The organism is Rhodococcus sp. WB1 (genome assembly GCF_001700945.1).
GTDB classification, from domain to species: Bacteria; Actinomycetota; Actinomycetes; order Mycobacteriales; family Mycobacteriaceae; genus Rhodococcus; species Rhodococcus aetherivorans.
In genome coordinates this window covers 3,229,779-3,254,524 of sequence record NZ_CP015529.1, presented here as the reverse complement: position 1 = coordinate 3,254,524, position 24,746 = coordinate 3,229,779, and the positions used below count along the sequence as shown (strand labels likewise).

The window sequence follows — 24,746 nt, the reverse complement described above, 5'->3', positions numbered from 1 at the left end:
TTGAAAACCTTCTGGTAGGGTTTCCAATCGCTCCTGAGATCGGATCGGCCGCGGATTTTGATTCCGAAAGCCCCCGATGTTAGGCTGGAACGGTTGCCCCGGAGTGAAGCACTGAAAAGTGCGTAGCGATGGTGTGCGCGTGTTCTTTGAGAACTCAACAGTGTGCCGATGAATGTCAGTGCCAAATATTTTGTTTGGTGCGATCAGATCAGACGCCGACCATGGTGTCAAGCCGATGAGGTGTCGTGAGATGATCGTTGCTGGCTGCCGCATTCTTCCGTCTGTGGTGGTCAGTGTTTTTTGCTGGTTTGAGTTTTTTGCTGGTGATTTGGCTCGATGTCTATGACTGATCGGCCCTTCGGGGTTTGATTGTGAGTCTTCAACGGAGAGTTTGATCCTGGCTCAGGACGAACGCTGGCGGCGTGCTTAACACATGCAAGTCGAACGATGAAGCCCAGCTTGCTGGGTGGATTAGTGGCGAACGGGTGAGTAACACGTGGGTGATCTGCCCTGCACTTCGGGATAAGCCTGGGAAACTGGGTCTAATACCGGATAGGACCTCGGGATGCATGTTCCGGGGTGGAAAGGTTTTCCGGTGCAGGATGGGCCCGCGGCCTATCAGCTTGTTGGTGGGGTAACGGCCCACCAAGGCGACGACGGGTAGCCGGCCTGAGAGGGCGACCGGCCACACTGGGACTGAGACACGGCCCAGACTCCTACGGGAGGCAGCAGTGGGGAATATTGCACAATGGGCGCAAGCCTGATGCAGCGACGCCGCGTGAGGGATGACGGCCTTCGGGTTGTAAACCTCTTTCAGTACCGACGAAGCGCGAGTGACGGTAGGTACAGAAGAAGCACCGGCCAACTACGTGCCAGCAGCCGCGGTAATACGTAGGGTGCGAGCGTTGTCCGGAATTACTGGGCGTAAAGAGCTCGTAGGCGGTTTGTCGCGTCGTCTGTGAAAACCCGCAGCTCAACTGCGGGCTTGCAGGCGATACGGGCAGACTTGAGTACTGCAGGGGAGACTGGAATTCCTGGTGTAGCGGTGAAATGCGCAGATATCAGGAGGAACACCGGTGGCGAAGGCGGGTCTCTGGGCAGTAACTGACGCTGAGGAGCGAAAGCGTGGGTAGCGAACAGGATTAGATACCCTGGTAGTCCACGCCGTAAACGGTGGGCGCTAGGTGTGGGTTTCCTTCCACGGGATCCGTGCCGTAGCTAACGCATTAAGCGCCCCGCCTGGGGAGTACGGCCGCAAGGCTAAAACTCAAAGGAATTGACGGGGGCCCGCACAAGCGGCGGAGCATGTGGATTAATTCGATGCAACGCGAAGAACCTTACCTGGGTTTGACATACACCGGACCGCCCCAGAGATGGGGTTTCCCTTGTGGTCGGTGTACAGGTGGTGCATGGCTGTCGTCAGCTCGTGTCGTGAGATGTTGGGTTAAGTCCCGCAACGAGCGCAACCCTTGTCCTGTGTTGCCAGCAATTCGGTTGGGGACTCGCAGGAGACTGCCGGGGTCAACTCGGAGGAAGGTGGGGACGACGTCAAGTCATCATGCCCCTTATGTCCAGGGCTTCACACATGCTACAATGGCCGGTACAGAGGGCTGCGATACCGCGAGGTGGAGCGAATCCCTTAAAGCCGGTCTCAGTTCGGATCGGGGTCTGCAACTCGACCCCGTGAAGTCGGAGTCGCTAGTAATCGCAGATCAGCAACGCTGCGGTGAATACGTTCCCGGGCCTTGTACACACCGCCCGTCACGTCATGAAAGTCGGTAACACCCGAAGCCGGTGGCCTAACCCCTCGTGGGAGGGAGCCGTCGAAGGTGGGATCGGCGATTGGGACGAAGTCGTAACAAGGTAGCCGTACCGGAAGGTGCGGCTGGATCACCTCCTTTCTAAGGAGCAACTCCTTGCTCGGACCAGCACACAGGTGCCGGGGGAGCGAGGCAGAGCCATTTCGGATTCACACGTAATCCGGTGGTGCTCATGGGTGGAACGCTGACAGTCATCACCGCGCGGGAAGGACCCGAGTGTCCTTCTGCGGTGGTTATATCGGTGCACTGTTGGGTCCTGAGAGAACACGCGAGTGTTTTGTCAGCGACGATGATCGGGAACGAAGGGGTTGTTTCTTCTTCCGGTACCGGTTGTTGTGTGTTGTTTGAGAACTGCACAGTGGACGCGAGCATCTTTGTTGTAAGTGTTTATGAGCGTACGGTGGATGCCTTGGCACCAGGAGCCGATGAAGGACGTGGGAGGCTGCGATATGCCTCGGGGAGCTGTCAACCGAGCTGTGATCCGAGGATTTCCGAATGGGGAAACCCAGCACGAGTGATGTCGTGTTACCCGCGCCTGAATATATAGGGCGTGTGGAGGGAACGTGGGGAAGTGAAACATCTCAGTACCCACAGGAAGAGAAAACAACATGTGATTCCGTGAGTAGTGGCGAGCGAAAACGGAAGAGGCTAAACCGCGGGTGTGTGAGAGCTGGCAGGCGTTGCACTCGTGGGGTCGTGGGGCCCTTCTTCCCATCACTGTCATGGTGGGCGAGAGTAAGAAACCGGTGTGTTAGTCGAAATGGTCTGGAACGGCCTGTCGTAGAGGGTGAGAATCCCGTAGACGAAAACATGCCGGCTCTCGTGGAGGGTACCCGAGTAGCAGCGGGCCCGTGAAATCTGCTGTGAATCCGTCGGGACCACCCGATAAGCCTGAATACTCCCTGGTGACCGATAGCGGACTAGTACCGTGAGGGAAAGGTGAAAAGTACCCCGGGAGGGGAGTGAAATAGTACCTGAAACCGTGCGCTTACAATCCGTCGGAGCCTTCGAGCAGTTTGGTCTGCTGGGGGTGACGGCGTGCCTTTTGAAGAATGAGCCTGCGAGTTAGTGGCATGTCGCGAGGTTAACCCGTGTGGGGTAGTCGTAGCGAAAGCGAGTCCGAACAGGGCGTCTGTAGTGGCATGTTCTAGACCCGAAGCGGAGTGATCTACCCATGGCCAGGGTGAAGCGACGGTAAGACGTCGTGGAGGCCCGAACCCACTTAGGTTGAAAACTGAGGGGATGAGCTGTGGGTAGGGGTGAAAGGCCAATCAAACTCCGTGATAGCTGGTTCTCCCCGAAATGCATTTAGGTGCAGCGTCGCGTGTTTCTCACCGGAGGTAGAGCTACTGGATGGTCTAGGGGGCCCACAAGCTTACCGAAATCAGCCAAACTCCGAATGCCGGTGAGTGAGAGCGCGGCAGTGAGACTGCGGGGGATAAGCTTCGTAGTCGAGAGGGAAACAGCCCAGATCGCCGGCTAAGGCCCCTAAGCGTGTACTAAGTGGAAAAGGATGTGGGATCGCTGAGACAACCAGGAGGTTGGCTTAGAAGCAGCCACCCTTGAAAGAGTGCGTAATAGCTCACTGGTCAAGTGGTTCTGCGCCGACAATGTAGCGGGGCTCAAGTACACCGCCGAAGCCGCGGCACTCGCACAACACCCCGGAGGGTCCACGGATCGTCCGGCAGTGGTGCGGGTGGGTAGGGGAGCGTCGTGCAGCCGGGGAAGCGCCGGAGTGATCCAGGTGTGGAGGCTGCGCGAGTGAGAATGCAGGCATGAGTAGCGAAAGACGAGTGAGAAACTCGTCCGCCGAATGACCAAGGGTTCCTGGGCCAGGTTAATCCGCCCAGGGTGAGTCGGGACCTAAGGCGAGGCCGACAGGCGTAGTCGATGGACAACGGGTTGATATTCCCGTACCCGTGTGAACGCGCCCCTGGTGAATCATCGGTACTAACCGTCCAAAGGGTGATCGAGTTCCTTCGGGAGCCGAGAGCCTGCTGCACGGGACCTTCGGTGGTAGTAGCCAAGCGATGGGGTGACGCAGGAAGGTAGTGGGGCCGGTCAGTGGTTGTACCGGTGTAAGCCCGTAGGGCGTGACACAGGCAAATCCGTGTCGCACACAGCCTGAGAGGTGATGCGTAGCCGAATGAGGCGAATTCCATGATCCTATGCTGCCGAGAAAAGCCTCTAGCGAGCTTTCACACGGCCCGTACCCCAAACCGACACAGGTGGTCAGGTAGAGAATACCGAGGCGATCGAGAGAACTGTGGTTAAGGAACTCGGCAAAATGCCCCCGTAACTTCGGGAGAAGGGGGACCAGTCCCGGTGACCGGACTTGCTCCGTGAGCCGGGGGTGGTCGCAGAGACCAGAGAGAAGCGACTGTTTACTAAAAACACAGGTCCGTGCGAAGTCGTAAGACGAGGTATACGGACTGACGCCTGCCCGGTGCTGGAAGGTTAAGAGGACCGGTCAGCGGAGTTCACTCCGCGAAGCTGAGAATTTAAGCCCCAGTAAACGGCGGTGGTAACTATAACCATCCTAAGGTAGCGAAATTCCTTGTCGGGTAAGTTCCGACCTGCACGAATGGCGTAACGACTTCTCTGCTGTCTCAACCACAGACTCGGCGAAATTGCACTACGAGTAAAGATGCTCGTTACGCGCGGCAGGACGAAAAGACCCCGGGACCTTCACTACAGCTTGGTATTGGTGTTCGGTTCGGTTTGTGTAGGATAGGTGGGAGACTGGGAAGCCCGCACGCCAGTGTGGGTGGAGTCGTTGTTGAAATACCACTCTGATCGTATTGGACCTCTAACCTCGGACCCTGATCGGGTTCAGGGACAGTGCCTGGTGGGTAGTTTAACTGGGGCGGTTGCCTCCCAAAATGTAACGGAGGCGCCCAAAGGTTCCCTCAGCCTGGTTGGCAATCAGGTGTCGAGTGCAAGTGCACAAGGGAGCTTGACTGTGAGACCGACAGGTCGAGCAGGGACGAAAGTCGGGACTAGTGATCCGGCACCGGCATGTGGAAGCGGTGTCGCTCAACGGATAAAAGGTACCCCGGGGATAACAGGCTGATCTTCCCCAAGAGTCCATATCGACGGGATGGTTTGGCACCTCGATGTCGGCTCGTCGCATCCTGGGGCTGGAGTAGGTCCCAAGGGTTGGGCTGTTCGCCCATTAAAGCGGCACGCGAGCTGGGTTTAGAACGTCGTGAGACAGTTCGGTCTCTATCCGCCGCGCGCGTTAGAAACTTGAGGAAGGCTGTCCCTAGTACGAGAGGACCGGGACGGACGAACCTCTGGTGTGCCAGTTGTCCCGCCAGGGGCACGGCTGGTTGGCTACGTTCGGAAGGGATAACCGCTGAAAGCATCTAAGCGGGAAGCCTGTTCCAAGATGAGGTTTCTCACCCCCTCGAGGGGGTAAGGCCCCCGGCAGACCACCGGGTTGATAGGCCGGAACTGGAAGTGCGGTAACGCATGCAGGTGACCGGTACTAATAGGCCGAGGACTTACCACAAAGAAGCTACGCGTCCACTGTGCGGTATCTGAAACAACACACTCACACTCGCTGCGCGAGGAGTCGGAGTAAACGCTGCCCCCCAAAGAATGGGTGGGCCTGCGGCCCCCGACCCACGCGAACAGCGTGCGTGGGTCGTTTCACAGAGTTACGGCGGCCATAGCGGAGGGGAAACGCCCGGTCCCATTCCGAACCCGGAAGCTAAGCCCTCCAGCGCCGATGGTACTGCACCCGACAGGGTGTGGGAGAGTAGGACACCGCCGAACACCCGTTACCGGAAGCCCCCCAACCTCGTTGGGGGGCTTCCGGCATTTCCGCGTTCCCTGTGGGGCGCAGCCGAACCCGTCGGTCCTTCGTCGGGATCAGTCCACCGGGACCGCAAGGCGGGTGACCTCCGACCGCCCGCGCAGGGTGACTTCACCTTTCAGCGACCATCGGATGCGCTCCGCTTCCGCGGCCACCTCTACCGCCCGGGCCGACGCCACCACGTGGCCGGGGAACGTCTTGGCCACGTCCGACAGCCGAGCCGCTTCGTTCACCGGATCGCCGATCACCGTGTACTCGAATCTCTCGTGAGCGCCCACGTTTCCGGCCACCGCGAGGCCCTCGGTGACCCCGATTCCCGCCTCGCACTCGGGGACCTCGGTGCGCAACCGGCGGGCCATCTCCCGGGCGGCCGCGAGCGCACTGCCCGCCGCGTCGTCCATTGCGACCGGAGCGCCGAAGATGGCCAGTGCCGCATCGCCCTCGAACTTGTTGACGAACCCGCCGGCCCGGTGCACCTCCTCGACCACCACTTCGAAGAAGCGGTTGAGCAGATGTACGACCTCGGTGGGCGGCCGATCGGCCGCCATTGCCGTCGAGCCGATGATATCGATGAACAGCACCGCGACATGGCGTTCCTCGCCGCCCAGGCGCGGCGACGACGCCAACGCCGCCCGCGCGACGTCCTGCCCGACGTGCCGGCCGAAGACGTCGCGGATCCGTTCGCGCTCGCGGAGGCCGTCGGCCATGCGGTTGAATCCCGCCTGCAGTTCTCCCAGTTCGGTTCCGTCGTAGACGACCACTTCGGCATCGAGGTCGCCCCGCTCGATGCGGGCCATGCCGGACCGCACCGACTCGATCGGCGCGACGCTGGTCCGGGCGGTGAGGAGCATAAGCAACGCCCCCAACAACAAGGCGAGTCCGCCGATCGTCAGGATCGTCACCGCGAACCGGACGGGTGATACGGGACGGACGAAGCTGAAGACCGCCACGAGCATCAGCCCGACGACGGGAACGCCGCTGCCCAGCGCCCAGGCCACCATGATGCGGCCGCTGGTGCCGGTGAGTCGGCGTCGCGGCGTCGCCCCGGCCTCCAAGGCCCGGGCCGCGATCGGCCGCAGGGCGAATTCGCTGAACAGATAGACGAAGCCGCAGACCGTCAGGCCCGCGAGGGCGATGGTGAGGGCGACCTTCGGGATCGTGCGCGGATCCACTACACCGAACGCGGTCGCGAACAGCACCAGCCCCAGCGCCCAGAATGCACCCTGCTGGGCGGTGAGGCGCATCGGCAGCCGCATGGTTGCACGTCGTTCGTCGGGGGTGGGATCCCGGTCCTCGAGGATCCACCGCAGTTGTGCAAGGCCGAGCCGGGTCCCGAAGGCCGTTCCCAGGAGGATGGCCCCGCCGACGTAGACGGGTGCTATGACGCCGGTGACGACGACGAACTCCGGACGCAGCACCGAGGGGCCCGGGACGACGACGTTGATCAACAACGCCGTGATCGCGGCCCCCGCGATGTTCGTGCCGAGCAGCAACAGGGTGAGCAATGTCTGCACGCGAACACGTTGGCGCCGGACGGATTCCGCGGGCGCGCCGAGCAGCGGCGAGCCGAGGGGCGAGGTGCGGCGGGTGCGAGGCATGGTCGTTCGAGAGTAGTCCGGAGCGATCCTCTAGGGTGGCAACGTGCGCCTTGTGATTGCCCGCTGTCGAGTCGACTACGTCGGACGTCTGACGGCACACCTGCCGATGGCGCGTCGGCTGCTCTTGGTCAAAGCCGACGGATCGGTCAGTGTGCACGCCGACGACCGTGCCTACAAGCCGCTGAACTGGATGAGTCCGCCGTGCTGGCTGGTCGAGGAGTCCGCAGACGAGGCGCACGCCCTGTGGGTGGTGACCAACAAGACGGGTGAGCAACTCCGGATCACCATCGACGAGATCGAGCACGATTCGAGCCACGAGCTGGGTGTGGACCCGGGCCTGATCAAGGACGGTGTCGAGGCGCATCTGCAGGAACTGCTCGCTGAGCACGTCGAAACCCTCGGCCCCGGCTACACCCTCGTCCGCCGGGAATACCCCACGGCCATCGGTCCGGTGGACCTGCTGTGCCGGGACGCGGACGGCGGCACGGTGGCCGTCGAGATCAAGCGACGCGGCGAGATCGACGGTGTCGAGCAGCTCACCCGGTACCTCGAGTTGCTCAACCGGGACCCGTTGCTCGCGCCCGTCAGCGGTGTCTTCGCGGCGCAACAGATCAAGCCACAGGCCAAGACCCTTGCGACCGATCGCGGTATCCGCTGCCTCGTGCTCGACTACGACGCCCTGCGCGGCACCGAGAGCAACGAGTTCCGGCTGTTCTGATATGCCCCGCCGCAACGTTCCCCGATCGCAGCGCCGGCGCCGGCCCGATATCGGCGGGTCGACGTTCTCCGGGGCCACCTCCCGCACCGAATGGGGGCCGTCCGGCGCGGAGTCCGAGCGCTACACCGTGCGCACCGTCCCCGGGTCGCGAGCAACGAAGGCGTACCGGTGCCCCGGCTGCGATCACGAGATCGCGCCGGGAACCCCCCACGTGGTCGCCTGGCCCACCGACGACATCGGGGGCGCCGACGAACGCCGACACTGGCACAACGGATGCTGGGCCGGCCGCGGTACCCGCGGACCGACCCGGCGGTGGTCCTAGTGACGGCTCAGCCGTCGGGTCCTAGTGACGGCTCAGCCGTCGGGTCAGTTGCGGACCTTGCTGGCCACTGCAGGTGAGCGGCCGAGGCGATCGGTGGGCGGTGCCTCCTCGTCGGACCGTGCCTCCTTCGCCGAGCCGGCTTCGCCGTCGCTGCCCTCCGGCTTGCCGCCGGCCGCCGGGAGTTCCTTGGTGGCCGGTTCCTTCTCGGATTCCCCGGTGGCGATCTCCTTGGTCGCGTCGGCCTCGCCCTCGGTGGTGAGCGCATCCCGGTCGCGGTCGAGCAGCTCGCCCTCGCGCGTCACGGCGGCGAGCATCGACGGCACGGCCTCGAGCTGACCGCGTACCCCGTCCAACTGGCTGAGGATGCGGCCGCGCAGCACCCGCAGTTCCTCGGTCAGATCGCGGGCGTTGGCGATCTTCCGCTCGGACTGTTCGGTGGCGATCTCGAGCCGGCGTGCCGCTTCGCGGGACGCGATCTCGAGACGCTGCTCGGCCTCGGCCTTGCTGGTGCGCTCGAGCTCGTCGAGGGCGCCGAGGACCTTGCTGCGGCGCTCGCTCATGGCGATCTCGAAGTCCTGCTGGACCCGGTCCCGCTTGGCTTCCGCCTCCGCCGCCAGGCGATCGCGCTCCGCTTCGGCGGCGGCGATGATCCGCGCGGCCTGGGCACGCGCCTCCGCCATCGTGCGGGCGTGCTCCGTCTCGAATGCCTTACGCCGCTCGGCGAGCTCGGCGATCATCGCTTCGTAGTCCCCGCGCAGCCGGATGCCTTCCTGCTCGGCCAGGGAGATCATCTCGGCTGCGTCGGCCTCGGCCCGTGCCCGCAGCTCGGACGCCTCGTCGGAGGCGAGGCGCAGCATGCGGGAGATGCGGTCGCTCATGCCCTCGGCCGTGGTGGGCGGCACCGACAGCCGATCGACGTCCTTGCGCAGCTCGTCGATCTCGTTGCGGGCGTTCTCGAGCTGTCGAGCCAGGTCGCGAGCCTGCGCGGCGGCCGCATCCCGGTCCGTGGCGGTCACGCGCAGCTCGGCCTCGAATCTGGCGAAGTAGTTGGTCACCTCGTCGCGGTCGAATCCCTTGCGCACGATGGAGAAGGGCAGGTGGCTTGGGGTGCGATCGCGATCGAAGACCATGGCGCCAATCTACCTGCTCGAAGCGGCCGGAGCTGCGCGTGCCGCCGCGTTGTGCTAATGCTGCGGCGGTGTGAACCCGGCGAGTCGGCCGGGTGAGATGGGGGCGGTCAGTGCGATCCGTGCGCAGCAGGTTCGACGAGCTCGACGAGCACGCCGCCGGCGTCCTTGGGGTGGAGGAAGTTGATGCGGGAATCGGCGGTGCCGCGTCGCGGGGCGTCGTACAGCAGGCGCACGCCGCGCGCGCGGAGCTCGGCGGACACCGCATCGAGGTCGCTGACGCGGTAGGCGAGCTGCTGCAGGCCGGGCCCGCTGCGGTCGATAAACTTCGCGATCGTCGAGTTCTCGTTCAGCGGGGCGAGCAGCTGGATCGCGGTCGCGCCCTCCGGCGAGCCGGGAACCGACAGCATCGCCTCGCGCACGCCCTGCTCCTCGTTGACCTCCTCGTGGGTGGAGACGAGCCCGAGGTTCTCGGCGTACCAGGTGAGGGCGGCGTCCAGGTCGGGGACCGCGATGCCGACGTGGTCGATGGCGGTCACGAGGCCGGAGGTCAGCGCCGCGAGCGGAGTCGGAGTGGGGGAGGTCTCAGTCATGAATAAAGACGGTAGCGCTAACGTTAGATCAGTATGCGTCGGGATGGGCTTGCCGGCCTCGAGCCCGCGCGGAAGCCGTCACTCCCACCACCGGAGGAAATCCTCGTGACCAGTTCTGTCATCGTTGCCGGAGCCCGGACCCCGATGGGGCGTCTGCAGGGCGCCCTGAAGGACTTCTCCGGTTCGGACCTCGGCGGGGTCGCCATCGCCGGTGCCCTCGCCAAGGCCGGGGTGGCCCCGGAGCAGGTCGAGTACGTGATCATGGGTCAGGTGCTCACCGCCGGCGCCGGCCAGATCCCGGCCCGGCAGGCCGCGGTGGCCGCCGGCATCCCGATGGACGTGCCCGCCCTGACCGTGAACAAGGTGTGCCTGTCCGGGATCGACGCGATCGCGCTGGCCGACCAGCTCATCCGCGCCGGCGAGTTCGACATCGTCGTCGCCGGCGGCCAGGAGTCGATGAGCCAGGCCCCGCACCTGCTCGAGCACTCCCGGGCCGGGTTCAAGTACGGCGATGTGACCCTGCGCGACCACATGGCCTTCGACGGGCTGCACGACATCTTCACCGACCAGGCCATGGGCAACCTCACCGAGGCCGCCAACACCGGCACCCGGTTCGTCTCCCGCGCCGAGCAGGACGCCGTCGCCGCCGCCAGCCACCAGCGGGCGGCCCGCGCGCAGAAGGACGGGCTGTTCGACGCGGAGATCGTGCCGGTGTCGATCCCGCAGCGCCGCGGCGAGCCGGTCGTGGTCACCGCCGACGAGGGCATCCGCCCGGAGACCACCGCCGAGTCGCTGGCGGCGCTGCGGCCGGCGTTCGCGAAGGACGGCACCGTCACCGCCGGGTCGGCCTCGCAGATCTCCGACGGGGCGGCCGCGGTGGTGGTGATGAGCCGGGCCAGGGCCGAACAGTTGGGTCTGTCCTGGCTCGCCGAGATCGGCGCGCACGGGGTGGTCGCCGGCCCGGACTCGACGCTGCAGTCCCAGCCGGCCCGGGCGATCGCCAAGGCCTGCGCCCGGGAGGGCCTGGACCCGGCCGGGCTGGACCTGGTGGAGATCAACGAGGCGTTCGCCGCGGTCGGGATCGCCTCCGGCCGCGAGCTGGGGCTGGACCCGGCCCGGATCAACGTCAACGGCGGCGCCATCGCGCTGGGGCACCCGCTGGGGATGTCCGGGGCCCGGATCGTGCTGCACCTGGCGCTCGAACTGGCCCGCCGCGGCGGCGGTGTCGGGGCCGCGGCCCTGTGCGGCGGCGGCGGCCAGGGCGACGCCCTCATCGTCCGCGTCCCCAAGGCGTAGACCGCGTCCAATACTCTCGTCGCCGCCCCCGCGCACCGCGTGGGGGCGGTGACGTCTCTCACAGCAACGACAGCTCGTCGTAGCCGATCGGCACAATGGTGTGCATGGCGAACTTCTTCGATCTCAGCACCCCGGCCAAGCGGTTCCGCTTCGTCGCCGTCCTCGAGGCCTTCACCTGGGCCGGCCTGCTCGTCGGCATGGCGTTCAAGTACCTGCCCGAGAACGGCAACGAGATCGGGGTGAAGATCTTCGGCCCGCTGCACGGCGGCGTGTTCGTGGCCTTCGTCCTCGTCGCCCTCCTCACCGCGCGGGCGCTGAAGTGGAACCTGGTCACCACGGGCCTGGCCCTGATCTCGTCCGTCCCGCCGTTCGGCACGATCGTCTTCGAATGGTGGGCTGTGCGCACCGGCCGGCTCGCGGAACTGTCCGCGCAAGCGCGTCCGGTGGACGCGCCCGCACTCGCCTGACCTGCTGTCCCCTGTCGCGCGGAACGTGACAGACTGGACGGCGTGACTCGACCAGGTTCCCGTCCTGCAGCACGTTCCGCCGCGACCGCCGCGGCGATGTCCGGCGCGGTGGATCTCGCGCCCCTCAAGGAGCGGTCTACCGCGCCCCCACCTCCGTCGCAGCCCGGCTCCGGCACCGGCCCCCAGTCCGGTTTCACGCCCGTCGTCGACGTTACCGAGGCCACCTTCGAGGCCGAGGTGCTGCAGCGCTCGATGCAGGTCCCCGTCATCGTGGACCTGTGGGCCACCTGGTGTGGCCCGTGCAAGCAGCTCTCGCCGGTCCTCGAGAAGCTGGCCCACGAGGGCGGCGGCAGCTGGGTCCTCGCGAAGGTCGACGTGGACGCCAACCCGCGGATCGCGCAGGCGTTCGGTGTGCAGTCCGTGCCGACCGTCGTCGCGATCGCCGCCGGGCAGCCCCTCGCCGACTTCCAGGGCGTGCAGCCCGAACCGCAGCTTCGGCAATGGCTCGCCGCCATCCAGGACGCGGTCGCCGGAAAGCTGTCCGGCCCGCCCGGCGCCGAGCCCGTCGAGGAGCAGGAGGATCCGCGGTTCGTCGCCGCCGAGCAGGCCCTCGAGGCAGGGGACCTGGCCGGTGCCGAGGCGGCGTACGAGCTGATCCTGAACTCCGAGCCCGCCAATGCCGACGCTCTGGCCGCGCTGCGGCAGGTCCGGTTCCTCGCCCGCGCTCAGTCGGTGCCCGAGGACGCGATCGCCGCGGCCGACGCCGCCCCGGCCGACCTCGAGGCGCAGCTCGTCGCGGCCGACGCCGAACTGTTCGCCCAGCAGCCCGAGGCTGCCTTCACCCGGCTGATCGGGTTCGTCGCCCGCAGCGCCGGCGACGAGAGGAACGCCGCCCGCACGCGGCTGCTGGAGCTGTTCGAGCTGTTCGATCCCGCCGAGCCGTTCGTCGTCACCGCGCGCCGCAAGCTGGCGTCGGCGCTGTACTGATCGGTTCCCGACCCGCGGTGGCGGTCCGGCTTCCCGGGCCGCCACCGCGCGTCGGTCAGTGGTAGCGGCCCGAGCAGGCGGCCTCGCCGCCGAGAACCCCGGTGCGGAACGCGTCCACCCGGGAGAATCCGCTCGGCACGGTGTTGCCGTTGACGTCGCTGGCGGCGAGGCCGTCGGTCAGCAGGCCGGAGACCGCCTCGTCCAGATCGCCCGGCGACAACCACACCATGTCCTCGGCCGGCTGGGCGCCGGTGCTGTCGGGGCTCAGTTCCGCGCTGATCACGCCGGCGAGGCAGGCAGCCCGCAGCGCCGTCTGGGGGTCGACGAGCGACTGGCCGGCCGCGTTCTGCACGGCCAGGGCGTACCGGGAGGCGAGCAGCACGTAGGCGGCGTAGTCGCCCCGCACGTCGGTCGTGATCCCCCCGGCGCCGGTCTGCAACGGGGTACCGCGGTCCGCCAGCTCGTCGACGTCCACCCCGATGGTGTTGGTGGCGGGACAGTACGACACCGGCGACGTGGCCTTCGCGTCCGGACAGCCGAGGTCGGCGCCGGACAGGTCGAGCTCCGGTTGTTCCGGCAGATCGAACACCCGGCGGAACGAGGCCATCAGCGCCTCCACCGACTCCTCGGTCACGGGAAGTTCGCCGTCGTCGGAACTGTCGAAGAACTGCGGCAGATCGGCGCGCCGGGACTCGATCTCGGCGGCGTCGATGCGGGTGCACGATCCCGCACCGTCGGTGAAGCCGATCTGGAACGCGGTGACCCGCTCGAATGCCGACCCGTGGATCGCGTCCGGGTCGTTGGGGTCGCTGTCGCGGAAGGAGACCATCGACGCCAGCACCGAGTTCAGCCCGTCCGAGGTGTTCAACCGGAAGTGCTCCGAGTTGCCGGCGGCGACGTGCCGCATGAAGGCGCCTGCGAAGCAGTCCGCCTGCTGCTCGAACACGATGCCCGGATCGTCCTCGGCGACCGTCCCGGCCTTGAACTGGACGGCGTGCCCGTACTCGTGGGCGAGCACCGTCACGGCCGCCATCGGGCCGAACGTCTCGATGAGCTGCGGCATCAGGTAGGTGCGGTCCCACCCGATGACGTCGTCGCGGTTGCAGTACGCGGCGTTGATGAACTCGAAGGTGGATTCGCCGCAGAACCTCGGGCCGCGCTCGTCGGGATCCCACGAGGCGATCGTGCCGACGGGCTCGAACGCGCCCCGGGCGATGCGCGGGAACTCCTCGTTCCAGTAGGCCTCGATGTCGGCGACCGCGTTGCCGGCGAGGACGTCGACGTCCCCGCCGTCCGAGTTCTCGATCGTCACCTGTGCGTCCGGGGCGGCGGGCCGCGGGCCGCTCGGGCCCGAGGACACCGGCAGGCCCGCCACCGAGAACGGGTTGTCGTAGATGGAGACGGCGGTGCCCTCGATGCGAGCGGCACATCCGGCGAGCACCATCACGGCCAGCGCCGGTACCGCGAGGCGGAACGGCAGCCGCGTCCGAGTCACCTGTTCTTCTCCTGTCGTCCGAGGACGGCGGTCACCGCTGCAACGTCAGCCAGATCGCACCGTAAGCAGGCAGCGTCACCTCCGCCGACGCCGGGCGCCCGTGCCAGGAGCGTGCCGTGGCCGTCACGGCGCCGAGGTTGCCGACGCCGTTGCCCTGGTAGGCCGTCGAATCCGTGTTGAGGATCTCCGACCACTGTCCTGTTTCGGGTAGTCCGACACGATAGTCCGAATGCGTCGATCCGGAGAAGTTGAACAGGCACGCCACGACGGAACCGTCGCTCCCGTGACGGAGAAAGCTCAGCACGTTGTTCGCCGAGTCGTTGGCGTCGATCCACGAGTACCCGCTCGGCGAGGTGTCCAGCGTCCACAGGGCGGGGTGCTCACGGTAGATCCGGTTGAGGTCGGCGACGAGCCGGTGCACGCCCTGGTGCAGCGGTCCGTTGTGCGGATCGTCGAGCTGCCACCAGTCCAGGCCCCGCTCCTCGGACCATTCCGCGGTCTGGCCGAACTCCTGCCCCATGAACAGCAGTTGCTTGCCGGGGTGGGCCCACATGTACGCGAGCAGGCCGCGCAGGCCGGCGGCCTGCTCGCGGTCGCCACCCGGCATCCGGGTCCAGAGCGTGCCCTTGCCGTGCACGACCTCGTCGTGGCTGACAGGCAGGACGAAGTTCTCACTCCAGGCGTACACCAGCGAGAAGGTGATCTCATGGTGGTGGTACGTGCGATGCACCGGGTCCCGGCCGATGTACCCGAGGGTGTCGTGCATCCAACCCATGTTCCATTTCATGGAGAACCCGAGCCCGCCCGCATGGGTGGGCCGGGTGACGCCGGGCCATGCCGTGGACTCCTCGGCGACGGTGACGACGCCGGGGTGGAGCTTGTGCACGGTGGCGTTCATCTCCTGCAGGAAGGCCACCGCCTCGAGGTTCTCCCGGCCGCCGTACACGTTGGGGGTCCAGCCGCCCTCGGGCCGCGAGTAGTCGAGGTACAGCATCGAGGCGACGGCGTCGACGCGCAGGCCGTCGATGTGGAACTCGTCGATCCAGTACAGCGCGTTGGCGACGAGGAAGTTGCGCACCTCCCGGCGGCCGAAGTCGAAGACGTAGGTGCCCCAGTCCAGCTGCTCGCCACGCCGGGGATCGGGGTGTTCGTAGAGGGCGCTGCCGTCGAAGCGGGCCAGGGCCCACTCGTCCTTCGGAAAGTGGGCGGGCACCCAGTCCACGATCACGCCGATGCCGGCGGCGTGCAACCGGTCGACGAACGCACGGAACTCGTCGGGCGTGCCGAAGCGGGCGGTGGGGGCGTAGTACGAGGTGACCTGGTATCCCCACGATCCGCCGAAGGGATGCTCAGCCACCGGCAGCAGCTCGACGTGGGTGAAGCCGGCCGCCGCGACGTACTCGGCGAGCTGGTCGGCCAGCTCCCGGTATCCGAGACCGGGACGCCACGAGCCGAGGTGCACCTCGTAGACGCTCATCGGCTCCTGCCACGGCCGGGAGTCGGCCCGGGCGGCGAGCCACGCGTCGTCGCCCCACACGTAGCTGCTGTGGTTGACCACGGAGGCCGTCGCCGGCGGCACCTCGGTGGCGAACGCCATCGGGTCGGCCTTGTCCTGGACCGAGCCGTCGCGGCCGTGGACCCGGAACTTGTACAGCGCACCCGGCTCCACGTCGGGCAGGAACAGTTCCCACACGCCGCTGGAGCCGAGCACCCGCATCGGCGCGAGCCGGCCGCTCCAGCCGTCGAAGTCGCCGACGACCGTGACGCCGCGCGCGCCGGGCGCCCACACCGCGAACGACGTGCCGCGGACCGTGCCGTCGGGGGTCTCGTACGAGCGCTGATGCGCCCCCAGGATCTCCCACAGCCGCTCGTGCCGGCCCTCGGCGAACAGGTGCAGGTCCAGCTCCCCGAGCGTGGGCAGGAACCGGTACGGGTCGGCGACGACGACGGTGTGCTCGAACGGGTAGGTCACCACGAGCCGGTAGTCCGACAGGTCGTGCACCGGGACGAGCGCGCTGAACACGTCGTGGCCGAGAGGCTCGAGTGGGTGATCGATGCCGCCGATGCGCGCCGCCACCTTCTCCGCGTGGGGACGCATGGCCCGGATGATCGTGCCTTCCGGATGCGGGTGGGCGCCGAGCACCGAGTGCGGATCGTGGTGCTCGCCGGCCGCCAGCCGGGCGAGGTCGTGCGGGTTGGGGGAGTGGCGTCGAGTCGGGGGCACTGTCACGAGTTGCTCCTGTAGGCGAGGGTGGTTCGCGTCGGTACACCGATCGGGGGCAGCGCCAGGATGTGCGCCACCGCGCGCCAGGGTTCGAGCCGGACGAAGTTGGCCTGGCCCCACGAGTACTGCGCGCCGGACACCTCGTCGAACACCGTGAGCTGGTCGTGCCATTCGTGGCCGAGCGCCGGCATGTCCAGCCAGACGGTGCCCTGCTCGGCGCCGAACGGGTTGAGGTTGATCACGGTGAGGACCGAATCCCCGGTCCGGGGATCGAATTTCGAGTACGCGATGAGGGCGTCGTTGTCGATGTGGTGGAAGTGGATGTTGCGCAGCTGCTGCAGGGCCGGGTGGGCGCGCCGGATCCGGTTGAGCGTGGCGATCCACGGCTCGAGGGATTCGCCGCGGCGGCGGGCCTCGTCGAACCGTCGCGGACGCAGCTGGTACTTCTCCGAGTCGAGGTACTCCTCGCTGCCGGGTCGCAGCGGGACGTGTTCGTAGAGTTCGTAACCGGAGTACACCCCCCACGACGGGGCGAGCGTGGCCGCGAGGGCCGCGCGCAGAGCGAACATTCCGGGCCCGCCGTGTTGCAGCGACTCGTGCAGGATGTCGGGCGTGTTGACGAACAGGTTCGGGCGCGCCTCGTCCGCCTTCGCCGCGATCTCCTGTCCGAATTCGGTCAGCTCCCACTTCGCCACGCGCCAGGTGAAGTACGTGTAGGACTGCGTGAACCCGCGTCGGGCGAGGCCGTACATGCGGGCGGGACGGGTGAAGGCCTCGGACAGGAACAGCACGTCGGGATCGGTGCGCTTGACCTCGGCGATCAGCCACTCCCAGAAGTTCGGCGGCTTGGTGTGCGGGTTGTCGACCCGGAAGATCTTGACGCCGAAGCTGATCCAGTGCCGCACCACGCGCAGCACCTCGGCGTAGATGCCGTCCGGATCGTTGTCGAAGTTGACCGGATAGATGTCCTGGTACTTCTTGGGCGGGTTCTCGGCGTAGGCGATCGTGCCGTCCGGCAGGACCGTGAACCACTCGGGATGCTCCTTCGCCCACGGGTGGTCCGGGGCGCACTGCAGCGCCAGATCGAGGGCCACCTCGAGGTCGAGTTCGCGCGCCCGGGCGACGAAGGCGCGGAAGTCGTCCTCCGTGCCGAGCTGCGGGTGGATCGCGTCGTGGCCGCCCTCGTCGGAGCCGATGGCCCAGGGGGAGCCCACGTCGTCCGGGCCGGCGGTGAGGGTGTTGTTCGGTCCCTTGCGGTTGACCTTGCCGATCGGGTGGATGGGCGGCAGGTACACCACGTCGAAGCCCATCGCGGCGACCCGCGGCAGTTCCTCCGCGGCGGTGGCGAAGGTGCCGTGCCGTGGCGTGCCGTCCTCGTTCCACCCGCCCGTCGAGCGGGGGAAGAACTCGTACCAGGAACCGAACAGGGCCCGTTCCCGATCGACCACGGCGGTGTACGCCTTCCCGCGGGTGATCAGCTCGCGCAGCGGATTGGCCCGCAGGATCTCGGTGATGTCGGCGGCGAAGGCAGGGGCGATCCGGTCGGCGAGCGGCCGCTCCGAACGCAGCGCCGCGGCCACGGCGAGCAGGGCCGGCCGGTTGGGGCGCGGCGCGGTCTTCGCGGCCTTCTCGAACAGGCGGGCGCCGATCTCGATGTCGTTCGCCAGGTCCTCCGGACCCTGGCCGGCGTCGACCTTCGCGTCCACCGCGTGCCGCCACGTGCTCACCGGATCGCTCCAGGCCTCCACCCGGTACGTCCACAGTCCCGGACTGGTGGGGGTGAACACGGCGTGGAAGGTGTCGGGCACCTCGCCGGGAACCATCGGGATCCGGATCAGCTTCCCTTCGCTCTCCGGGTCCGATCCCGGCCCGCGCACGGCCAGGGTGGCGGCGACGGCGTCGTGGCCTTCTCGCCACACGACTGCCGACACGGGAACCACCTCCCCGACAACGGCCTTGACCGGATGTCGCCCTCCCGAGATGTCGGGACGGACATCGTCGATGCCGAGGCGGCCTGTCGCGCTGGCTCCGATTCGACCTGTCACGCTCGCTCCGTTCCGTCTGTCATGCCGGCTCCGTTTCCCTCGCACGGACTGCTGACGAGCCTTCGGATGCGGCCCGTCCCCAACCGTAGTGGAGGTACGCACCGCCGTCCCCTCATGCGACGCGCAATGTCGTCGACGCCCCGCAATAGCTGTTACCCGGGGTCGACGCGACGGAACGAGCGAGCCCCGCGGCGCCGTGTGCCGCGGGGCTCGCGCGTCCGCTCGCGGGGAACGTGGCCCGGCCGCCGGACGGCCGCCGCATTTGCCGGTCTTCCCGGCCGGCCGAATGTCGGTAGTCTTCCCGGGGTGAGAGCCTTGCGTCGGTTCACCGTACGAGCCCACCTTCCCCAGCGGCTGGCCGGACTGGGCCCGCTCGCCGTCAACCTGCGCTGGTCGTGGCACACGCCCACGCAGGACCTGTTCGCCTCGATCGACTCCGCGCTGTGGCGTCGCGTCGAGCACGACCCGGTGCGGATGCTCGGCGAGGTGCCGCCGGCCCGTCTCGACGCGCTCGCCGCCGACGAGGAGTTCCTCGCGCGGCTCGACGCCGAGTCGGCCGACCTCGACGACTACCTCGCGAGGCCGCGCTGGTACCAGCACCAGCAGCAGGAGGGCACCGGGCTGCCGTCCGGCATCGCCTACTTCTCCATGGAGTTCGGCGTTTCCGAGGTTCTGCCGAACTACTCCGGCGGACTCGGCATCCTGGCCGGCGATCACCTCAAGGCGGCCTCGGACCTCGGCCTGCCGCTCATCGGTGTCGGCCTGCTCTACCGCTCCGGCTACTTCCGTCAGTCCCTGACCGCCGACGGATGGCAGAGCGAGCACTACCCGAACTACGACCCGCAGGGCCTGCCGCTGCGGCTGCTGACCGAGGCCGACGGCACCCCTGCCCTGATCCAGGTCGCCATGCCCGGCAATCGCACCCTCACCGCCCGGGTGTGGATCGCCCAGGTGGGCCGCGTCCCGTTGCTGCTGCTCGACTCGGACATCGCCGAGAACGACGAGGAACTGCGCGGGGTCACCGACCGCCTCTACGGCGGCGACCAGGACCATCGCATCAAGCAGGAGATCCTGGCCGGGGTCGGCGGGGTGCGCGCCGTCCGCGCCTACACCCGGATCGCGGGACTGCGCGATCCCGAGGTGTTCCACATGAACGAGGGACACGCCGGGTTCCTGGGCGCCGAACGCATCCGCGAACTGGTCACGGGCGCCGGTCTGGACTTCGACGAGGCGCTCGCCGCCGTGCGCGCCGGCACCGTCTTCACCACCCACACCCCGGTTCCCGCGGGCATCGACCGGTTCCCGGCGGAACTCGTCCGGCACTACTTCTCCGGACCGAACGGCGAGAACGAGTCGGCGCTGCTGCCCGGCCTGGGGGTGGACCGCGTCCTTTCCCTCGGCCGGGAATCGGACCCCCGTGTGTTCAACATGGCCCACCTGGGTCTGCGGCTCGGCCAGCGCAGCAACGGCGTGTCGAAGCTGCACGGCCGGGTCAGCCGCGAGATGTTCGTGGGCCTGTGGCCCGGCTTCGACGCCGGCGAGGTGCCGATCGGGTCGGTCACCAACGGCGTGCACGCCCATACCTGGGCCGCCCGCGAGTGGCTCGAGTTCGCCAACCGTCTCGCCGGTCCCGACCGGGTCGAGGAGGCCCAGGGCTGGGAACTGCTGCAGACGGTCGAACCGCGCGAGCTGTGGGCCACCCGCAACACGTTGCGTGCGCAGCTGGTGGAGGAGATCCGTCGGCGGCTGCGCCGGTCCTGGCTCCAGCGCGGCGCCACCGAGGCCGAACTCGGCTGGGTGGACGGGGTCTTCGATCCGCACGTGCTCACCGTCGGCTTCGCCCGCCGGGTGCCGACCTACAAGCGGCTCACCCTGATGCTGCGCGACCCGGAACGACTGCGGGCCCTGCTGCTCGACGAGGAGCGCCCCGTGCAGCTGGTCGTCGCCGGCAAGAGCCACCCGGCCGACGACGGCGGCAAGGCACTGATCCAGCAGGTGGTGCGGTTCGCCGATGCCGCCGACGTGCGGCACCGCATCGTTTTCCTGCCGGACTACGACATGTCCATGGCCCGGTACCTCTACTGGGGCTGCGACGTGTGGCTGAACAACCCGCTGCGCCCGCTCGAGGCGTGCGGCACCTCCGGGATGAAGTCGGCCCTCAACGGCGGGCTCAACCTCTCCATCCGCGACGGCTGGTGGGACGAGATGTACGACGGCGAGAACGGCTGGGCCATCCCCACCGCCGACGGTGTGATCGACGAACACCGCCGCGACGACCTCGAGGCCAGCGCCCTGTACGAGCTGCTCGAGCGCTCGGTCCTGCCGCGGTTCTACGACCGGGACGGCAGCGGTGTGCCCACCCGCTGGATCGAGATGGTGCGGCACACGCTCCAGAACCTCGGTCCGAAGGTGCTCGCCTCCCGCATGGTCCGGGACTACACCGTGCAGTACTACGCGCCGGCGGCCGCGGCCGCGCGCGAGGCGGTCGCCGACGGGTTCGCCGGAGCGCGCGAGCTCGCCCACTACCGGCGTCGCGTCGAGGCGGCATGGCCGGCCGTGCGGGTGGCCCAGGTCGACAGCGCCGGACTGCCGGACATCCCGGAGATCGGCTCCAAACTGGCCCTGACCGCCCACGTGTACCTCGACGGTCTCCGGGTGACCGACGTGGTCGTTCAGGCCGTCGTCGGCCGGGTCGGGGTCGACGACACCCTGTCCGACGTGGTGACGGTGCCGATGCGGCACACCGGCACGGACCCGCTGGGCGAGGTCTTCGAGGTCGAGGTCGCGCTGCCGATGGCCGGGTCGGTCGGCTACACGGTGCGGGTGCTGCCGCACCACGAGCTGCTCGCGTCGGACGCCGAACTCGGCAAGGTCGTGCTCGCCTAGCTAGCTCTCCGCGCCGGGCCCGCGGCCGCTCGCGTCGAGCAGGACGCGCGCGGCGTCGCGGGCCTGCCGCGCGACGGCGGGAGAACCGGAGATCGCCGCCGTCGCCATCGCCCCGTTGGCCAGGATCGCCAGCTGGTCGCCCAGTGCCGGGGGGCTGCCCGCGTCCGCCACGAGTCCGCGCAGGTAGCGCCGGAACGCGTCCTTGTGCGTGCGGGCGATCTCGGCGACGTCACCGGAGATTCCGCCGAGTTCGCCGAACGTGTTGATGAAGGTGCAGCCGCGGAAGTCGCTGCAGGCGAACCATTCCTCGAGAAAGTCGAACACCGCGAGAACCCGCTCGCGCGGATCGGTGCGGGCATCGACATACCGGCGCAGATCCGTCAGCACGGTGTGATCGCGCCGGGTCAGAACGGCCTCCACGAGCCGGTCCTTGGCGGGGTAGAGCTGATAGAGCCGCTTGAGCGACACCCCGGAGCGGGCCCGGATCGTGTCCATTCCGACGGCCTGGATGCCGTGCTCGTTGAACAGTTCCTCGGCGGCGTCGAGCAGCCGGGTCTGCGCGGTGTCCGCGTCCATCGGGCCCCTCCCTCTTGCATCGAGAACCATCGTTCTCTACGCTACACCACGTACCGGAGAACGCTCGTTCTCCGACCGATCCGAGGAGGACTCATGTCCGCTTCCGTTGTCCGCCACCGCACCGAGACCATCGACGGGCTCGACGTTTCCTACCGCGAGGCCGGGGACCCGGGTGCGCCGGCTCTCGTTCTGCTGCACGGCTTCCCGTCCAGCTCGCACATGTTCCGCCACCTGCTCGGCGAGCTCGCCGACCAGTACCACCTCGTCGCCCCCGACCACATCGGCTTCGGGCGATCGGCGATGCCCGCCGTCGACGAGTTCGACTACAGCTTCGACCGTCTCGCGCAGATCACCGATGCGCTGCTCGACCGGATCGGGCTGACGCGCTTCGCCCTCTACCTCCACGACTACGGCGCCCCGATCGGCCTGCGGATCGCGGCCGGGAACCCCGAGCGCGTCACCGCGCTGATCACCCAGAGCGGCAACGCCTACCGCGAAGGGTTCACCCCGTTCTGGGAGATCCTCTTCGCCCACGCACAGGACCGCGCCGCCCACGAATCCACCGTCCGTGCCCTCCTCGAGCCCGAGGCGACCCGGTGGCAGTACGTCCACGGTGTCCCCGAGGACCGGCTCGACCGGATCGCCCCGGAAGCCTGGCTGCTCGACCAACTGGGCCTCGATCGGCCCGGCAACAAGGAGATCCAGCTCCAGTTGTTCTGGGACTACCAGTTCAACCTCGACGCGTACCCGGCATTCCAGGAGTACTTCCGCGCCTGGCGGCCGCCGACCCTGGTGGCGTGGGGCCGCGGCGACGAGATCTTCGGTCCCGCCGGTGCGGAAGCATTCGCCCGCGACCTCCCCGACGCGGAGATTCACCTGCTCGACGCAGGCCACTTCGCCCTCGAGACCCACGGGCCGGAGATCGCGGACCTCGTCCGTGGATTCCTGGGCCGCACTCTGAACCCGGCCGCACTCTGAGCCCGGCCGCACACTCCGAGACCGAAGGAGAGTAATCGGATGCCACCGCTTCTCGGTGATGCACCGGACGGGTCCCGCCGTGCCCTGGCCGCCGCCCTCGCCCCGGGGGCCGTCGCGCTCGGCGCGGCCGGCGCGCTCGCCGCCCTCGAGAACCTCGCCCACTGGGCGGTGTTCGGGTTGCCGTACGTCGCGTCCGCAGCCCTCATCGCCCTCGCACCCGGCACCCCGGCCGCCCGGCCCGGAGCGATCGTGCGGGCCTACCCTGCGGCCGCGGCCGCGGCGCTCGTCGTCGCGGCCGTCGCCGGTCCGTCGCAGGCCGGCGCCGCCGTCGCAGCGGGACTTGCGGTCGTCGCCATGGCGCTGCTGCGGGCGCCGCATGTGCCCGCCGCGGTGTGTGCCGGGGCGATCGGGCTCACGGACCCGGGGATCGGCTACGTGGGAACCACGCTGGTGCCGGCGCTCCTCGTCGTCCTCGGCGTCGCGACCGTCGCCGGGCGGGTGCTGCCCGGATTCGTCTATCCGGCGCGGGTCGCCCGTGCCGGCTGACCGGGACGGTCGCCCGTCGCTGTGCGCACGCCCTCGCTTCGAGGTATAGGACCGCGGGGCGGTGGGTATACACCCGATGCGTCCGACCGAGGACGCATCGGAAATCGAGGAGGAGGATGCACTCGCGACACGCCTCTCAGGCGTTCACATCGACCGGGTTGTTCTACCGCGGGGTCCGCGCCGAGCCGAGCCAGGTGACGATGCTCCGGCAGGCCCTGGACCGGTGGCTGGACCGCCTCCACCTCGAGGTCGAACTCGGGCAGGATGTGCTGCTGGCCAGCTACGAAGCGCTGGCCAATGCCGTCGAGCACGCGTATCCCGACGGGTACGGGGATCGTGTCGGTGCGGTCGACCTGGAGGCCGTCTATCGACCGGGGGAACGTTCCGTCGAAGTGATCGTCACCGATCACGGCCGCTGGCGCACCCCGGAGGATCCGTCCGGCGACAGCTGCCGTGGCCACGGGCTCGCGCTGATCCGGACCCTGACGTCCCACACGGATGTCGTCACCGTCCCCGACGGCACCTCGGTCTCGATGAAGTGGGACGTCTCGACCTCGCCCGCGCTCGTCGCGGCGCCGTGACCCCGTAGTGACGCATCAGCGGTGACCCGGCAGTGACACATCGGCCGTGACCCGGCAGTGACGGACCACCGGCTTCCGGAAGCGCCCCCCTGCGGCGCTGTCCGGAAGCCGGTGGTCCGGTCGGAGACCACCGACGCCGGGAGAACGTCGGTGGTCAGCTCCTGCGGCCGCGCCGGCTCGACGCCCATCCGGGGCGCCGGGGCGAGGCCGCGGTGGCCCTGCGATCGTCGCCGGTCACAGTGTTCCCGTGGTCGTCCGCGAACATCGCGTCGATACGAGCCTTGATCTCGGCCGTGCTCATCGCCGAACCCGGGACGGTGCTCGGGTCGGCGACGTGATTGAGGTGGTTCATCGGTTCCTTGCTCGGGCGGGCCGTCGGAGTCGGGAGTGGGCGAGGTCAGGAGCGGATCATCACCGCTGCGACCGCGACCGTCGCCACCGTGAGAAGGGCGGCCAGCACGCCGAGGGTGAGGGATCGGCTGATCGCGACGGCCAGCCCGCACGAGAGGGTGCCGGCACCGACGATGATGGACGGTACCGAGAGCAGCGGCGAGTTGTCGCTGTGGGGAGCCGGATGGGCGAGGTGAGCCATGGGTGTTCCTTCTTCGCGGATCGTGTCCGGGAGGTACACCTGCTCGGAGCGACGGGCAACCGGGCCTCGAGCGGT

At 67.9% G+C, this 24,746-nt stretch carries 18 protein-coding genes and 3 rRNA genes; 12 read left to right on the top strand and 9 right to left on the bottom strand.

What is annotated here, in order from left to right; all coding sequences use genetic code 11:
- The first annotated feature begins 379 nt into the window (after window positions 1-379).
- The 3 genes from A4U64_RS14390 (at window position 380) to rrf (ending at window position 5,600) form a co-directional block, all read left to right on the top strand.
- Window positions 380-1,901, top strand: a 16S ribosomal RNA gene (locus tag A4U64_RS14390).
- A gap of 296 nt (window positions 1,902-2,197) precedes the next feature.
- A 23S ribosomal RNA gene (locus A4U64_RS14385) occupies window positions 2,198-5,334 on the top strand.
- A 149-nt stretch (window positions 5,335-5,483) separates the two neighbouring features.
- Window positions 5,484-5,600 (top strand): 5S ribosomal RNA (gene rrf / locus A4U64_RS14380).
- The 16S, 23S and 5S rRNA genes sit together here, the layout of an rRNA operon.
- Window positions 5,601-5,696: 96 nt before the next feature.
- Here the strand turns inward: rrf and A4U64_RS14375 are convergent.
- Window positions 5,697-7,238 carry an adenylate/guanylate cyclase domain-containing protein gene (locus tag A4U64_RS14375; protein WP_043797348.1) on the bottom strand — a complete coding sequence of 514 codons (1,542 nt, stop codon included), beginning with the start codon at window positions 7,236-7,238 and terminating at the stop codon, window positions 5,697-5,699.
- A 43-nt stretch (window positions 7,239-7,281) separates the two neighbouring features.
- On the opposite strand from A4U64_RS14375, the gene nucS reads away from it, so the two are divergent.
- Together nucS and A4U64_RS28815 are read left to right on the top strand one after the other, a co-directional pair.
- Window positions 7,282-7,956 (top strand): endonuclease NucS, encoded by a 675-nt coding sequence (nucS, locus tag A4U64_RS14370; RefSeq protein WP_029542949.1) that lies wholly within the window; start codon window positions 7,282-7,284, stop codon window positions 7,954-7,956.
- Window position 7,957: 1 nt separating this feature from the next.
- Window positions 7,958-8,278 (top strand): hypothetical protein, encoded by a 321-nt coding sequence (locus A4U64_RS28815; protein ID WP_029542951.1) that lies wholly within the window; start codon window positions 7,958-7,960, stop codon window positions 8,276-8,278.
- A gap of 44 nt (window positions 8,279-8,322) precedes the next feature.
- Here A4U64_RS28815 and A4U64_RS14360 read toward each other — a convergent pair whose 3' ends face one another.
- A complete protein-coding gene (locus A4U64_RS14360; protein ID WP_065922701.1) occupies window positions 8,323-9,408 on the bottom strand; it encodes a hypothetical protein in 1,086 nt (361 codons plus the stop codon).
- Between the two features lie 107 nt (window positions 9,409-9,515).
- A complete protein-coding gene (gene mce, locus A4U64_RS14355; RefSeq protein WP_029542955.1) occupies window positions 9,516-9,998 on the bottom strand; it encodes a methylmalonyl-CoA epimerase in 483 nt (160 codons plus the stop codon).
- A gap of 105 nt (window positions 9,999-10,103) precedes the next feature.
- Here mce and A4U64_RS14350 point away from each other — a divergent pair, with 105 nt between their 5' ends.
- The 3 genes from A4U64_RS14350 to A4U64_RS14340 all read left to right on the top strand — a co-directional run bounded on the left by A4U64_RS14350 (window position 10,104) and on the right by A4U64_RS14340 (window position 12,748).
- Window positions 10,104-11,294, top strand: coding sequence for an acetyl-CoA C-acetyltransferase (locus A4U64_RS14350; RefSeq protein ID WP_065922700.1), 1,191 nt, complete (start codon window positions 10,104-10,106; stop codon window positions 11,292-11,294).
- A 95-nt stretch (window positions 11,295-11,389) separates the two neighbouring features.
- Window positions 11,390-11,761 (top strand): DUF3817 domain-containing protein, encoded by a 372-nt coding sequence (locus A4U64_RS14345; protein WP_006938400.1) that lies wholly within the window; start codon window positions 11,390-11,392, stop codon window positions 11,759-11,761.
- Between the two features lie 96 nt (window positions 11,762-11,857).
- A complete protein-coding gene (locus A4U64_RS14340) occupies window positions 11,858-12,748 on the top strand; it encodes a tetratricopeptide repeat protein (RefSeq protein ID WP_029542958.1) in 891 nt (296 codons plus the stop codon).
- Window positions 12,749-12,803: 55 nt separating this feature from the next.
- On the opposite strand, the gene A4U64_RS14335 is transcribed toward A4U64_RS14340, so the two are convergent.
- From A4U64_RS14335 to A4U64_RS14325, 3 genes are read right to left on the bottom strand one after another with little or no spacing between them, the layout of a single operon-like run.
- The gene (locus tag A4U64_RS14335; RefSeq protein WP_065922699.1) at window positions 12,804-14,243 is read right to left on the bottom strand and encodes a metallopeptidase; all 1,440 of its coding nucleotides are present in this window, start codon (window positions 14,241-14,243) and stop codon (window positions 12,804-12,806) included.
- A gap of 31 nt (window positions 14,244-14,274) precedes the next feature.
- Window positions 14,275-16,473 carry a 1,4-alpha-glucan branching protein GlgB gene (glgB, locus tag A4U64_RS14330; protein ID WP_006938391.1) on the bottom strand — a complete coding sequence of 733 codons (2,199 nt, stop codon included), beginning with the start codon at window positions 16,471-16,473 and terminating at the stop codon, window positions 14,275-14,277.
- Entirely contained in the window at window positions 16,470-18,512 is a 2,043-nt protein-coding gene (locus A4U64_RS14325; protein WP_029542960.1) for an alpha-1,4-glucan--maltose-1-phosphate maltosyltransferase, read from the bottom strand. Before A4U64_RS14325 ends, glgB begins: the two co-directional genes overlap by 4 nt.
- Window positions 18,513-18,818: 306 nt before the next feature.
- Here A4U64_RS14325 and glgP point away from each other — a divergent pair, with 306 nt between their 5' ends.
- Window positions 18,819-21,398, top strand: coding sequence for an alpha-glucan family phosphorylase (glgP, locus tag A4U64_RS14320; RefSeq protein WP_044476069.1), 2,580 nt, complete (start codon window positions 18,819-18,821; stop codon window positions 21,396-21,398).
- Here glgP and A4U64_RS14315 read toward each other — a convergent pair whose 3' ends face one another.
- Window positions 21,399-21,974 (bottom strand): TetR/AcrR family transcriptional regulator, encoded by a 576-nt coding sequence (locus A4U64_RS14315; RefSeq protein WP_006938382.1) that lies wholly within the window; start codon window positions 21,972-21,974, stop codon window positions 21,399-21,401.
- A gap of 93 nt (window positions 21,975-22,067) precedes the next feature.
- Between A4U64_RS14315 and A4U64_RS14310 the strand changes: the two genes are divergently transcribed.
- The 3 genes from A4U64_RS14310 to A4U64_RS14300 all read left to right on the top strand — a co-directional run bounded on the left by A4U64_RS14310 (window position 22,068) and on the right by A4U64_RS14300 (window position 24,079).
- Window positions 22,068-22,952, top strand: coding sequence for an alpha/beta fold hydrolase (locus tag A4U64_RS14310; protein WP_065922698.1), 885 nt, complete (start codon window positions 22,068-22,070; stop codon window positions 22,950-22,952).
- A 39-nt stretch (window positions 22,953-22,991) separates the two neighbouring features.
- The gene (locus A4U64_RS14305; protein ID WP_006938378.1) at window positions 22,992-23,498 is read left to right on the top strand and encodes an HPP family protein; all 507 of its coding nucleotides are present in this window, start codon (window positions 22,992-22,994) and stop codon (window positions 23,496-23,498) included.
- 116 nt (window positions 23,499-23,614) lie between these two features.
- A complete protein-coding gene (locus A4U64_RS14300) occupies window positions 23,615-24,079 on the top strand; it encodes an ATP-binding protein (RefSeq protein ID WP_029542966.1) in 465 nt (154 codons plus the stop codon).
- A gap of 154 nt (window positions 24,080-24,233) precedes the next feature.
- Here the strand turns inward: A4U64_RS14300 and A4U64_RS14295 are convergent, their stop codons facing one another.
- Both A4U64_RS14295 and A4U64_RS14290 read right to left on the bottom strand, forming a co-directional pair.
- The gene (locus A4U64_RS14295) at window positions 24,234-24,431 is read right to left on the bottom strand and encodes a hypothetical protein (protein ID WP_050035020.1); all 198 of its coding nucleotides are present in this window, start codon (window positions 24,429-24,431) and stop codon (window positions 24,234-24,236) included.
- Between the two features lie 45 nt (window positions 24,432-24,476).
- On the bottom strand, window positions 24,477-24,671 hold the full coding sequence (locus A4U64_RS14290; protein ID WP_206530813.1) for a hypothetical protein: 195 nt from the start codon (window positions 24,669-24,671) through the stop codon (window positions 24,477-24,479).
- Window positions 24,672-24,746 lie beyond the last annotated feature (75 nt).

Bases quoted from the DNA above. Each gene is read 5' to 3' on its own strand.
- A4U64_RS14375 (WP_043797348.1), bottom strand. From the start codon at position 7,238: ATGCCTCGCACCCGCCGCACCTCGCCCCTCGGCTCGCCGCTGCTCGGC.
- A4U64_RS28815 (WP_029542951.1), top strand. From the start codon at position 7,958: ATGCCCCGCCGCAACGTTCCCCGATCGCAGCGCCGGCGCCGGCCCGAT.
- A4U64_RS14360 (WP_065922701.1), bottom strand. From the start codon at position 9,408: ATGGTCTTCGATCGCGATCGCACCCCAAGCCACCTGCCCTTCTCCATC.
- mce (WP_029542955.1), bottom strand. From the start codon at position 9,998: ATGACTGAGACCTCCCCCACTCCGACTCCGCTCGCGGCGCTGACCTCC.
- A4U64_RS14345 (WP_006938400.1), top strand. From the start codon at position 11,390: ATGGTGTGCATGGCGAACTTCTTCGATCTCAGCACCCCGGCCAAGCGG.
- A4U64_RS14340 (WP_029542958.1), top strand. From the start codon at position 11,858: ATGTCCGGCGCGGTGGATCTCGCGCCCCTCAAGGAGCGGTCTACCGCG.
- A4U64_RS14315 (WP_006938382.1), bottom strand. From the start codon at position 21,974: ATGGACGCGGACACCGCGCAGACCCGGCTGCTCGACGCCGCCGAGGAA.
- A4U64_RS14310 (WP_065922698.1), top strand. From the start codon at position 22,068: ATGTCCGCTTCCGTTGTCCGCCACCGCACCGAGACCATCGACGGGCTC.
- A4U64_RS14305 (WP_006938378.1), top strand. From the start codon at position 22,992: ATGCCACCGCTTCTCGGTGATGCACCGGACGGGTCCCGCCGTGCCCTG.
- A4U64_RS14300 (WP_029542966.1), top strand. From the start codon at position 23,615: ATGCACTCGCGACACGCCTCTCAGGCGTTCACATCGACCGGGTTGTTC.
- A4U64_RS14295 (WP_050035020.1), bottom strand. From the start codon at position 24,431: ATGAACCACCTCAATCACGTCGCCGACCCGAGCACCGTCCCGGGTTCG.
- A4U64_RS14290 (WP_206530813.1), bottom strand. From the start codon at position 24,671: ATGGCTCACCTCGCCCATCCGGCTCCCCACAGCGACAACTCGCCGCTG.